This is a genomic window from Bradyrhizobium diazoefficiens, from assembly GCF_016612535.1.
In the GTDB taxonomy this organism is placed as follows: domain Bacteria; phylum Pseudomonadota; class Alphaproteobacteria; order Rhizobiales; family Xanthobacteraceae; genus Bradyrhizobium; species Bradyrhizobium diazoefficiens_C.
On record NZ_JAENXS010000002.1, the window covers coordinates 1417588 to 1429759 of the forward strand.

10 protein-coding genes, 2 pseudogenes and 1 riboswitch are annotated in these 12172 nt (G+C 64.2%); of the genes and pseudogenes, 3 read left to right on the plus strand and 9 right to left on the minus strand.

Annotated elements, in window-relative coordinates; all coding sequences use genetic code 11:
* Positions 1-573 precede the first annotated feature (573 nt).
* The 3 genes and pseudogenes from msrA to JJE66_RS38685 form a co-directional block, all read right to left on the minus strand.
* The gene (gene msrA, locus JJE66_RS23660) at positions 574-1089 is read right to left on the minus strand and encodes a peptide-methionine (S)-S-oxide reductase MsrA (RefSeq protein ID WP_200516884.1); all 516 of its coding nucleotides are present in this window, start codon (positions 1087-1089) and stop codon (positions 574-576) included.
* Between the two features lie 162 nt (positions 1090-1251).
* A complete protein-coding gene (locus JJE66_RS23665; RefSeq protein WP_200516885.1) occupies positions 1252-1674 on the minus strand; it encodes an OsmC family protein in 423 nt (140 codons plus the stop codon).
* Between the two features lie 113 nt (positions 1675-1787).
* Positions 1788-1960 (minus strand): annotated as a pseudogene (locus JJE66_RS38685) (enoyl-CoA hydratase/isomerase family protein); the annotation flags it as partial.
* Between the two features lie 25 nt (positions 1961-1985).
* Between JJE66_RS38685 and JJE66_RS23675 the strand changes: the two are divergent.
* Positions 1986-2219 carry a hypothetical protein gene (locus JJE66_RS23675; protein WP_200518955.1) on the plus strand — a complete coding sequence of 78 codons (234 nt, stop codon included), beginning with the start codon at positions 1986-1988 and terminating at the stop codon, positions 2217-2219.
* Between the two features lie 95 nt (positions 2220-2314).
* Here the strand turns inward: JJE66_RS23675 and JJE66_RS23680 are convergent.
* The 3 genes and pseudogenes from JJE66_RS23680 to JJE66_RS23690 form a co-directional block, all read right to left on the minus strand.
* A pseudogene (locus JJE66_RS23680) lies at positions 2315-2443 on the minus strand (peptide ABC transporter substrate-binding protein); the annotation flags it as partial.
* 24 nt (positions 2444-2467) lie between these two features.
* On the minus strand, positions 2468-3937 hold the full coding sequence (gene hydA / locus JJE66_RS23685) for a dihydropyrimidinase (RefSeq protein ID WP_200516887.1): 1470 nt from the start codon (positions 3935-3937) through the stop codon (positions 2468-2470).
* Between the two features lie 60 nt (positions 3938-3997).
* A complete protein-coding gene (locus JJE66_RS23690; protein WP_200516888.1) occupies positions 3998-4930 on the minus strand; it encodes an N-carbamoyl-D-amino-acid hydrolase in 933 nt (310 codons plus the stop codon).
* A 293-nt stretch (positions 4931-5223) separates the two neighbouring features.
* Between JJE66_RS23690 and JJE66_RS23695 the strand changes: the two genes are divergently transcribed.
* A complete protein-coding gene (locus JJE66_RS23695) occupies positions 5224-6357 on the plus strand; it encodes an MFS transporter (protein WP_200516889.1) in 1134 nt (377 codons plus the stop codon).
* Positions 6358-6375: 18 nt separating this feature from the next.
* Here JJE66_RS23695 and JJE66_RS23700 read toward each other — a convergent pair whose 3' ends face one another.
* A complete protein-coding gene (locus JJE66_RS23700) occupies positions 6376-7806 on the minus strand; it encodes a PepSY domain-containing protein (protein WP_200516890.1) in 1431 nt (476 codons plus the stop codon).
* A 13-nt stretch (positions 7807-7819) separates the two neighbouring features.
* Positions 7820-10153 (minus strand): TonB-dependent siderophore receptor, encoded by a 2334-nt coding sequence (locus tag JJE66_RS23705; protein ID WP_200516891.1) that lies wholly within the window; start codon positions 10151-10153, stop codon positions 7820-7822.
* A gap of 116 nt (positions 10154-10269) precedes the next feature.
* A riboswitch (cobalamin riboswitch) is annotated at positions 10270-10473 on the minus strand.
* Positions 10474-10544: 71 nt separating this feature from the next.
* Between JJE66_RS23705 and JJE66_RS23710 the strand changes: the two genes are divergently transcribed.
* Positions 10545-11117, plus strand: a complete 573-nt coding sequence (locus JJE66_RS23710; protein WP_200516892.1) for a histidine phosphatase family protein — start codon at positions 10545-10547, stop codon at positions 11115-11117.
* Here JJE66_RS23710 and cobT read toward each other — a convergent pair.
* Positions 11110-12162, minus strand: coding sequence for a nicotinate-nucleotide--dimethylbenzimidazole phosphoribosyltransferase (gene cobT / locus JJE66_RS23715; protein WP_200516893.1), 1053 nt, complete (start codon positions 12160-12162; stop codon positions 11110-11112). The genes JJE66_RS23710 and cobT overlap by 8 nt on opposite strands.
* Positions 12163-12172 lie beyond the last annotated feature (10 nt).

Consider the following 12172-nt stretch of genomic DNA (forward strand, 5'->3'; position numbering starts at 1 on the left):
ACAGCAGCATACAGGTGGTGCCAATCACTCGGCCTTCCCTGCGCGATGGGTTGACGGCTTATGCCGTGCTCTCCCGGGAGCCGAGTTCCCTCTGGCCTCCCTCGCCCCGCGAATTGACGATGCGGTTGACCCCGGTTGGGCGCTCCACATCTCCGCGAAAGCTTGACCGTAGCGACGACGGCCAGGACCACACGGTTTTGCCGTACGCACGGCTCGCTTGTTCGCCGCATTATTCCCCGGCTTTGTCGAAATTGCCGAGAAAATGCTGGCGAGACGAACCTGACAGCGCCGCTCGTCGGCACGCGGTTTCGGGCTCACAGGGACTACCCGCCCTGCCCGCACCTCTCGCACCCGACGCTGCCCGCGTCCACCGCAAGCCCGGCTCGCAATCAAGACGACACGAGATCGCCCCTCAAGGATGAGCCGGGATACCACGACACATACGCCGTTTCCGAATTTCGGTAAAGTGGAATATTTTTACGGAGAGGGGTTGACGGCGTGGCGGGTGTTTTGCCCGACGTAACCTGATCACGCAGCTGCGCGCGTCGTAATCCCAGATTCTCCTCGCGAACTCTAGCCTCCCGCAACAGCCGCGCGCCGCGGCAACTTCCAATCGGGCCGGATGAAATGACAAGTGTAGCCGTCGGGATAGCGTTCGAGATAATCCTGATGCTCGGGCTCGGCCTCCCAGAATTCGCCGGCCGGCGCGACTTCCGTCACCACCTTGCCGGGCCACAGACGCGACGCCTCGACATCGGCAATGGTGTCTTCAGCGACGTGCTTCTGCTCGTCTGACGTGTAGAAAATCGCCGAGCGGTAGCTCGTTCCCAGATCGTTGCCCTGGCGGTTGAGCGTCGTAGGATCGTGGATCTGGAAAAAGAACTCCAGCATCGTCCTGAAGCTGGTCTTCACGGGATCGAAAATGATCTCGATCGCTTCGGCATGGCCTTCGTGATTGCGATAGGTGGCGTTCTTCACCCGACCGCCGGTGTAGCCAACGCGAGTTGAGATCACGCCGGGTTGCCTGCGGATCAAATCCTGCATGCCCCAGAAGCAGCCTCCTGCCAAAACTGCGCGCTCTGTCGTCATTTGATGCTCCATCTGGTCAATTCGGATGATCTCACCTTACTGCGTGGCCGCGCGCAAGCGAGGATCATCTTGGTGATCGTGATACCTCAGGCAAAATCGCCCGAACCCTGTCTTCATCTAGCTGATGTTGGCAAGGCACGGGGCGACTGCCCCGGGGTCCGGCTAGATCAACTTGGCGTCGAGCGTGATCGCGGCGTTGAGCACTTTCGACACCGGACAGTTCTTCTCGGCCTCGCCGGCAATGCGAGCAAAACCGGCGTCGTCGAGGTTGGGAACCTTGGCGCGCAAGGTGAGCGCCGATTTGCTGATCTTGAAACCCTTGCCTTCCGGATCGAGCGTGACCGCAGCTTCCGTCGAGAGCTCGGTCGGCGTGAAGCCGGCGAGTTGCAGGCCAAACGCCAGCGCCATCGTGAAGCAGCCGGCGTGGGCGGCTGCGATCAATTCCTCGGGATTGGTCCCCTTCTCGTTCTCGAACCGCGTCTTGAACGAATAGGGTGTCTCGGCGAGCACGCCGGATTCGCTCGATAGATGGCCGCTGCCGTCGCGACCGGTGCCCTGCCATACTGCTTTCGCTTTGCGGATCATCTCATCTGTCCTTTTTGTGTTTGCGGGTCGTTCAGCGACGCTCCGCACCGGTGGAAGGCGGCCTTGGCGTGACCGCCCCGCCCTCCAACCGGTCGAGCGCCGCAGCGGTTCCGTCAGTCGCCGATCTGTCCGACGTGGAAGCCCAGCCGGTTCTCGACATCGCCGGCACGGTGGAAGCTCCGCACCATCATCCCGGTTGGGCTCGCAGGACGAGGGACGCCAAGAACACGGCCCCCTCCGGCTTGATCTCGGCATCGGGCGGCAAGCTCGTGACGCCAGTATGACGGCAGGCGGCGCTCCAGGCGGATGGCATGGCGCCGGTCCTGAAGGGCGATGAGCCCCGCCCGCGTCCGGCAGCGGGCCGGACGAAAGGTAGACGCGCGGGCCTGGTCTTCTTCTGCGGCGTCGCGATCTGGAACTATCTCACCACCCCGTTCCTCCTCGCGCATCCCGAGATGGTGGTGGAGGAGTTGCCGCCGTGGCAGGAAAATGCCGACCGTGGCGACGTCTTCGCGCGCAATACCCGCCGAGCCTCATCACCATGAACGACAAATACGCCATTTCGCATTTCGGTAGAGTGGACTCTTTTTAAAGAACGATTGAGCGCAGGCGAAACAGACCCGCCGCCTGCAGGGGTCGCCTACCCCGCCGGCAGCGCGTCCAGATGGCAGGCCACCCATTGCTCGCCCTCAGCCGAACGAAGCTGCGGCTCGTCCGTCCGGCAGCGATCGAACACGTAGGGACAACGGGTGTGGAAGCGGCATCCGCTATCTTCATCGCGCCGGATCCACAATCACAGCAGTCTTGCTCCGAAATTCCGCTCAGGATCCATGTCCGCCACGAGCCGACCTGTCGGCTTTGCCGCCTCGCCGCCGCTGCGCGCCAGGAACTTGCCGCTGCCGGCGGATGCGAGGCACTTGTCGCCGTCGATGATCACGCGTCCGCGCGACAGCACCGACACCGGCCAGCCCTTCAGCTTGCGGCCCGCAAACGGCGTATAGCCGGTGAGGTCGTGCATCATCTCGTCGGCGATCGTGGTCTCGCGATTGGGGTCCCAGATCGCGATATCGGCATCGGCGCCGACAGCGATCGAACCCTTGCGCGGATGCAGATTGTAGATCTTTGCCGGCGCGGTCGACGTCAGCTCCACGAACTTTTCCAGGCCGAGCCGCCCCTTCGACACCATCGCATCGAACAGCAGCGGAAGCCGCAGCTCCAGTCCCGGCAGGCCGTTGGCGACCTGCTTGAAGTTCGGATTGGGCCCGGCGCGCAATTTGCCGGTCTCGTCGTAACGATACGGCGCGTGGTCCGATGAGATGGTCTGGAGATCGCCGAGCGACAGCGCCTGCCACAGCGCCTCCTGGTCCGCATGCGCGCGCGGCGGCGGGCTGCACATCCACTTGGCGCCCTCCGCGCCGGGCTTGTCGAGATCATCGGCCGTAAGGAACAGGTATTGCGGACAGGTCTCGGCGAATACCTTGAGCCCCTGCCCGCGCGAGTCGCGGATGACCTTGGCGCCTTCGGCGGTCGAGACATGGAAGATCATGATGGGCTGATCGATCAGCGCCGCCATGCCAATCAGCCGGGTGAAGGCTTCCGCCTCCGAGACGCGCGCATGACTGACAGCGTGGTATTTCGGCATGGTGTAACCGCGCGCAAGCAGCCGCTTGACCATCCAGGCGATGATGCCGTGATTTTCGGCATGGGCGCACAACATCGCGCCGGACTGGCGTGCGGCCAAGAGGATGTCGAGCAGCGGTTCGTCGTCGACCCTGAGCCGGTCGTAGGTCATGAAGACCTTGATCGAGGCATGGCCCTGCTTCACCAGCGCCGGGATGTGCTCCTCGACCGTCTCCCTGGTCGCATCCGCAATGATCATGTGGAAGGCGTAGTCGATCACGGCGCCCTTCCTGGCCAGCGCGTGATAGTCCGCCACCACCTGCGGCAGCTTCATGCCGACGTGCTGGGCCGCGAACGGGATCACCGTGGTCGTGCCGCCAAAGGCCGCCGACACGGTCGCGCTTTCAAAAGTGTCGGCATTCATGATGCCGGCGGCAGACAGCTGCTCGATATGCGCATGACTGTCGACGCCGCCGGGCAGTACCAGCTTGCCGCGTGCGTCGATCTCGCGCCTGGCAGGTGGAAGCCCGCGGCCGATGGCCGCGATGGTCTCGCCGGAGATGGCGACGTCGGCCTCGAACACATCGGTCGTGGTCGCAACGCGACCGCCGCGGATGATCAGATCGTAAGTGGGTTCAGTCATGAGGAACTCCGTGATAGGCCTGCGCGCAATGATTACCGATTTGCAGTAAGACCGTCGGCATCACTTCTCCGGCGGCGGCACCGCGCCGGTGCGGCTGGTGATCAGGCCGTAATGCTCGATGCGGCGGTGCTGTGCAAAGTTGAATATCGTGGTTTTGCCGAAGCTGGTGGCATCGAGGTCACAGGGATAGACCAGGAGTTCGTCCTCCTCGGTCTTGGCTTCGGCGACGATCTCGCCATTGGGATCAACGATCAGGCTACCGCCGAACAGCGGGTGGCCGTCCTCGACGCCGGCCTTGGCCACCGCGACCACCCAGGTCGCGTTCTGATACGCGCCGGCCTGCACGGAGAGACGGTTGTGAAACAGCCGCTTCTCGACGCCCTCTTCGCTTCGCTCCGCATTGACTGACGGCGTGTTGTAGCCGATCAGCACCATCTCGACGCCCTGCAGGCCCATCACGCGATAGGTCTCGGGCCAGCGCCTGTCATTGCAGATGGCCATGCCGATGATGCCGTCCAGCTCGCGCCAGACGTTGAAGCCGAGATCGCCCGGCTCGAAATAGCGCTTCTCCAGGTGTTGATGCGAGCGCTTGGTGTCGTACTCCACATGGCCCGGCAAATGGACCTTGCGATATTTGCCGACGATCTTGCCGGATTTGTCGGTCAAGATCGCGGTGTTGAAGTGATGGCCATCGGGCGTGAGCTCGGCATAGCCGAAGTTCATCGCCATCTGATGTTGCGCCGCACGTTCGAACAGAGGCTTGGTCGCCGCGTTCGGCATCTCGCGCTCGAACCAGTTATCGAACTCGGCCCGATCCTCGGCGTACCAGCGGGGGAAGAACGTCGTCAGCGCCAGTTCCGGGTAGACGATCAGGTCGGCGCCTTTGGCCTTGGCCTCGTCCATCAGCGCGATCATGCGCTTGACCGCGGACTCGCGGCTATCGGCTTTCTGGATCGGGCCCATCTGGGCGGCGGCAACATTGACGATACGCATCAGCGAGTTCCTGATTTTTTTGCAGATTTCTTGGGCAGATTTCTCTTCAGGGGCGTGCCGGCCCGCGCAGCATAACGCGGCCCCGCACCGTTTTTCCAGCCAAGCAGTTTTCATGCCGTCCGCCCCGTTCAGCGGAACTGAGAAGCACCTGATACGTCATGTCATATGTCGCACCAGTTGTTCGAACCGACAAGTCGCTCCATTCGAGCTACAAGCACGCGGAGCATCTCTCCTCGCCTCGGTTGATAACTGCGCCCTCTCTCTCCTCCCCAATCCTCTCCGGAGCCTCACGAATGACATCAGCCGACCGGCCGGCGACGCGGCTCGCCACCCGCCTCTCGTTCCTGGTCGCCGGCTTCGGCATCGCCTGCTGGGCGCCGCTGGTGCCGTTCGCGAAGGAGCGGCTCGCGGTCGATGACGCGGTCCTTGGCTTGCTGCTGCTCAGCCTCGGCATCGGCTCGGTCGTCGCGATGCTCGCGACCGGCATTTTGAGCGCACGCCACGGCACCAAGCCGATCATCATCGCAGGCGGGATCGGCCTCGCATTGGTCTTGCCTCTGCTGGTCATGGCCGGCACGCCTGTGACATTGGCGATTGCCTTGCTCGCATTCGGCGCTGCGCTCGGCTCCATCGACGTCGCCATGAACATCCATGCCGTCGACGTCGAACGCGCGGCAGGACAACCGCTGATGTCGGGCTTTCACGCGCTCTTCAGCATTGGCGGCTTCGCCGGATCGGCGGTGATGACGGCGCTGTTGTCGTTTCATCTTGGTCCGCTCGCATGCGCATTGATCTGCTCCGCACTGATGCTGATCGCGATGGGGCTTGCCTGGCCGCGCCTGCTGCGTTCGGCAAAGGCGCAGGAGGGACCGCTGTTCGTGCTGCCGCATGGCATCGTGCTGCTGCTGGCGCTGCTGGCGGCCATCACCTTTCTGATCGAAGGCGCGATGCTCGATTGGGGCGCACTGCTCGTCATCGGCACGGGTCTCGTCAGCGAGACCCAGGGCGGGATCGGTTACATCGTGTTCTCGATCGCGATGACCGCCGGGCGGCTTGGCGGCGACGCCGTCGTGGCGCGTCTCGGCGATCGCACAACGCTGGTCGGTGGAAGCCTGCTTGCCGTCGCAGGCCTTGCTGTGTTGCTGCTCGCGCCGAGCGCGGCCATTGCCATCGCCGGTTTCCTGCTCATCGGCCTTGGCGCGTCGAACCTCGTGCCGGTGCTGTTTCGCCGCGCCGCCAGGCAGACCGCGATGCCCACCGGCCTCGCGGTAGCGTCAATCACCACTGCCGGCTATGCCGGCATTCTGGTCGGCCCCGCCGGCATCGGTTTTGTCGCCCACGCCGCCGGCCTGCCTATGGCGTTCTGGATGCTCGCGGCGCTGATGTGCCTGGTCACGCTGTCCGCGCGCGCCGTGACCACAAAATAGAAAGGCACGTCATGCCGCTCAGGTCGCAAATTTCGCTTGCAGACGCCGCCACCCGATCGCGATGCCGGTGACGGAGAACACCAGGCCGAGTGCGCAAAGCCCGACGATCAGGACATCGCGCAGACGCCGATGCGCCATGAGGACCGGGAAATCGAGCGTGTGCAGCGCGCTGTAGGCCCAGCGATAGGCCCGCCGCGAGGCATCCAGTCTTTGCAAGACGCTGCCGTCGGCGCCATCGATGTCGAACCAGAGATCCCCGCAGCGCGAACGGTAGACGGGCGCCTGGGGAATGATCGACTGAGCGGGATAATCATCGTTATCGGCTAGAACGGACGCTGCGCCGCAGCCTGCCGCAAGGCGCGTCGTCAGGCTGAGGACGTCCTGCTCAGCCAGGAACGCCATCTGCGGATTACGGCCCGGCTCGCCCGCTTCGGTCAACGTCTGACTGTTGAGGCCGGTCCGGTCGCGCCGATAGACGCTGCCATTGAAAGCAAACCATTCGACCTCACGCACAGAGGACGGTACGAGCAGCCGATCGAAGGATGAAGTCGCTCGCCAATCCGGCACAGCGTTTGTCACGCCCGCTTCTGCTGGCGTCAACTGCCCGCGCGAGAACAGCCGGCCGTGATCCATGGAGAGCCAGCCACTGAAAATCCAGGTCAGCACGAAAACGGTCGATACGAGGCCAATGACGTGATGCAGGGCATGCCAGCCGCGATAGGGCGAAATCCGGCGCCCTCGAATCCTGATCCTGATGATTCCAAGCACCGCCCCCAGCACCGCCGCGATCAAGGCCGCCAGCGATAATGTCGAGACCACCTGGTCCCACAGCGACCAGTTGCTCCTGAGGACCGTCGGGTAGATCCAGTGCAAGACGCTGCCGGCCCAATTCCAGCCGCGCTCGCTGCGGGTCGTATCCAGCACGACCTCGCCGGTGCGCGACGAGACGTAGATTTCTGTTCCGAGTGTATCGCCGAGAGCAATGCGGAATATAGGCCGGTGTCGATCGAACCCGTTGGATACGCTCCACTGGTCGTAACCGGCGCGTGCAACAATCGCGGCGCGTGTGGCATCGAGCCCGCGTCGGTCGGCGTGGGCGCGCGCGATGGCGAGCGCGACATCGGGAACCGTAACCGATGCGTCGTCCCGATCCGAAGCACGGATCGATCGCGCAATTGACGGCCCCGACACGACATAGACTGGCCCGTCGCTGCGCTGGATCAGGCGAACGCGCGTGACATCCTTCATCCCGCTCGCAGCCACGGCGTCGGCAACCGGCATAATCGCCGGTCCGCGATCCAGCGGGGCAAGCCCGGCAAAGCGCTCCGCTTCCGTCAGCGACGGAAACGGAACGAAGTGCATCACGATTCCGCTGGCGAACCACATCGCGAACAGCAAGCAGAACGCGATCCCGAGCCAACGGTGCAGCAGGACAATCACGCTCATCATGTGGTCAACGGCCCTACCATTTGAACGCCGCGCAGACCTCGTAGGTGCGCGGCGCACCGAGCAGGATCTGATCAGGATAGAACGGATCGCCCCAGATCGCGTAGCGCTTGTCGGTGAAGTTACGCACCCGGAAGGTCACGCGGGCTTGGTCGATCGCATTGAAGACCATCTTGGGGATGTCGACGAAGGCGTAGACATCGCCGACCGTATAGGCATTCATCGTGACGGTGTTGGCATCGCTGTTATAGCGGTCGCCGACATGGCGGCCGGTGATGCCGACCTCCACCGGCCACGCCGTAGCGAAGCGCCAGGACGCGCCGGCATTGGCGACGATGCGCGGCACGTTCGGCGGCGTGTTGCCCGAGAACGAGCCGCCGGCGAAGTCGTAATCGGCGTAGCGCGCATCGACATAGGCGATGTTGCCCCACAGACGCAGAGGCTCGATCAGGCGGATTGATCCAGCAAGCTCGACGCCCTTCGATTCCTGCCGTCCCGCAATGTTGAGCGTCATGCCGCCGGCTGCGGCATAGACGTTCTTGCGCAGGATGTCGTAGGCCGAGAACGACCACTCCGCCCGGTTGTCCCAGAGCACATGTTTGACGCCTGTCTCATAGGTGCGCGCGGTCGTCAGATCGAGCGGCTGGGTCGGTCCGAGCAGGAAGATATTGTTGGCCGAGATGTCGGCACCGGTCGCGTACTGGCTGAAGAAGGTCAGGCCGGCTATGGCCTCCCAAGTGTAGCCGATGCGGCCGGTGACCGGTGCCCAGGATCTCGAGAACGGGAAATCGGCCTTCTCTAGGCCGTTGACGTCGGTCGAATTGCGGTCGAGCCCAATGTGCTCGACGCGCAGGCCGCCGATCAGCGAGAAGGTGCGCGTCAGCTTCAATCGGTCCTCGAACGACAGCGCCTCGTTGTCGATACGAGCTGTCTGCTGCTGCGTCGAGAGCAGGCCGTAAAGGCCGCGGTTAGGATCGACCAGGTCAACGGAGTCGGCAGGAAAGTTAGCGGCGCCGGGCCTGACAAAGTCGAGGTAGCTCGACGACAGCGTCGTGACGAGGCGATTGTCGAAACCTGCGATGTTCGCATCCCAGGTCAGGTCGGTGATGTTGCCGACCAGGCGCTGGCTGTGCGCCACATAGAAGCGACTGCGATCAACCGTATTCGTCGCCGTGTTGAACGCCTCGACCTCGTTGTTGAACCAGCTGCGCTCCGCGCCGTAGGCATAGGCCTGGCTCTTCAGCGTCAGATCGGGCGCCAGCTTCAGCTCGAAGCCGCCGCGCAGCCAGACTTCCTGCGCCACGTTGCGATTGTCGAGGACATTGTAGTTTGTGTTGAAGGTGCGGTCGTCGATCGTGACCGGCCCGAGATTCGATCCGTTAGAGGCAATATAGGTGCCCGAGATGATACCCGCTGTGGCGTGCGCGCCGCTGAAGGCCACCGGCACCAGCGGCGCACCCCAATAGGCTTTGGAGCGGTCCTCGCGATATTCAATTGCACCCCAGACCTTGAGACCGTTGGAGACGCGGTAGTTGAGCTGGCCAGACACGTCGAGCGTCTTGGTGTTTGTGTCGTCGGCAAAGCCGTTGAGCGAGGAACGGCTGACATCGAAGCGGTAGTCGAGCCCCTGCACGTTGGTGCTGCCGCCGGATCCGTAATGGGCGCGGAACGAGTTTAGTGAGTCGTACGAGAAGTCCGCCTCGTTCTGGACTGGACCCGTGTGCGGCTGCTTGGTGACGAAATTGATCGCGCCGCCCGCGGCGCCTTCGCCGGACATCAGCGAGGCCGGGCCTTTCAAAATTTCCACGGCTTCGAGATTGGCCGTGTCCATGATCCGCGAGGTCATGTTCTGCGGACCGATCTTGATGCCGTTGTAGAGCGTGTTGATCTGGCTGTTGGTGAAGCCGCGCATCGAGAAGGCCGAGGGTTCCGCGGGATTGTCGCCGGCGGTGACGCCGACCGCGCCCTGGGCCACCTCGGAGACGGTGCGATAGCCCTGCTCGCGCATGGTTTCGGCGGAGATCACCTCCACGGTCGCGGGCGTCTCGCGCACGGTTAAACCGAGGCGCGAGGCGCTTTCGGCGACGGCGTTGCTGTTGAGCGGCGTCGGCGCCGCGGCGTTCGGCACGACGGGCTTTGGCGCAGCCGGTGCCGCAACAAGCGTGCGGCGGGCGTTTGCCGCGTCCCGGCCGGCCTGTTTGCGGGATTGCGGGGGCGACACCTCCACGGGCGGCAGAGACTCGCGGGTCTGCTGCGCCAACGCGGCCGGAATATCGACGACGGCGAAGCATGTGAGGGCGGCGGACGCGAGCAGAAAACGGCGCGATCGCGCAATACGGACGGAAGACATGGTCCTGGACCTCGGTGTGACGTCAGTGGCACGTCACCGCGAACCAAGGTCCCATCGTCTGGCTTGTCAGCCTTCCGAAGAAGCCGAATGTCTGTACTCCCCGACCGACATCTTCGCGTGTGACCACGGCTGACGGCAGGTCTCCTGGCTCGCGGGTCGTGACCGCTTCGTCGCCTTCCCGGGGACCGAGGACCCAGTGGCTTGTGACGAAGGATTCACCGCTTACAGTTGCGGGGGCAGCTACGGCATTGGGGACAACGTCCCCGCACCGCATTCCCTTTTCATCCCCTCTCGGGGAAACCATCAGAGCTATCTAGGATTACGACCAAGACAGAGTCAATGTACAGACCGCGGTGATATTGCCGCAGCCCCAACTTCCTTGGAGATTTGCATGGAAGGCGCGACCTTCCTCTGGCTGATCCGTCATGCCCCCGTCGACGGGGTCGCGGGGACGATCCATGCGTCCGACGCGCCGGCTGATCTTCGCGATCTCGCGCAGCTGGAGGCGCTACGCCAGCTTCTGCCGCGGAATGCGGCGAGCTACGCCAGCCCTGCGCGACGCACGGTCGAGACGGCACGCGTGCTGGGGCTCGAACCCGCGTTGCTGCCCGAGTTCAGCGAGCAGGAGTTTGGCGACTGGACCGGCCACAAGCATGACGAACTTGCCGCGACCGGAGGCGAAGCTTATGCGCAGTTCTGGAATGATCCGGCGCGCGGACGGCCGCCCGGCGGCGAGAGCTTCGAGGATCAGATCGCGCGCGTACAGCTCGGTCTGTCGCGGATCGGCACCGGTGCGGCAACGCTCGTCGTGCATTCCGGCACCATCCGCGCCGCGCTCTGCATCGCGCTCGACCTGACGCCGCAGGCCGCGTTGCGCTTCGTGATCAATCCGCTGTCGCTGACCCGGATCGACCGGCTCGCGAGCGGCTGGCGCGTCGTCTCCGTCAATCAGCCGATCAGCTAGGCCGATCCGGAACGTTGGCCTGTGCGAATGTCGCCATGTCGCTGTGAAGGCTGCAGGCGAACCGCACCAGCGGCAGCGCGATCGCCGCGCCCGATCCTTCGCCGAGCCTGAGATCGAGGCTGATCAGCGGCTGCACGTTCAGCGCGCGCAGCACCAGGCGATGCCCGTGCTCCGCCGATTGATGCGACGGCAGCAGAAATGGTTGGCACGACGGATTGAGCCGCACCGCCGCGAGCGCCGCAACCGACACGATGAAACCGTCGATCAGCACGGGAATGCGCGCCTGCGCGGCCGCGATGATCGCGCCGGAGATCGCTGCGATCTCGAAGCCGCCCACGGCGCACAGGATCTGTTCGGGCGAGGCCTCGGCCACGCCATGACGTGCGATCGCTGCCTCGATCACGCGCGCCTTGTGCGCGCGGCCAGCCGCATCGACGCCGGTGCCGCTGCCCGCGACCTCTTCGGCGCTGATGCCGAGCAGGCTCGCGGCCATCGCCGCCGAGGTCGTGGTGTTGCCAATGCCCATCTCGCCGAAGATGAGGAGATCGGGTTGGCTGGCTGCCGCCCGCGCAACTGCGCGCCGGCCAGCTTCGAAGGCGAATGCCAGCTCCGCAGGCATGAGCGCGGCTTCGACGCTGAAATCACGGGTGCCACGGCGCGGCTTGTCCGTGACGATGCCCGGCATCGCCACCTCCGCCAGCGTGCCGGCATCGACGACCTCGAGGCTCGAACCAAGCTCGCGCGCCAGCACCGAGATCGCGGCGCCACCGGAGGCAAAATTCGCCATCATCGCGATGGTCACCGCTTGCGGATAGGCCGACACGCCCTGCGCGACGATGCCGTGATCTCCGGCAAAAATGATGATCGGCACGCGTGCTGCGCGCGGTTGCTCGGTCGCCTGCAAACCCGCAAGCTCGATTGCAAGCTGCTCGAGCCGGCCGAGCGCACCGGTTGGTTTTGTCAATTGCGCCTGACGCGCGATCGCGCCATCGCGATGAACCGCAGAGATCTCCGGGCACTTTTGAAAAACCCATTCAGGGAGCATGCTGCCTCGC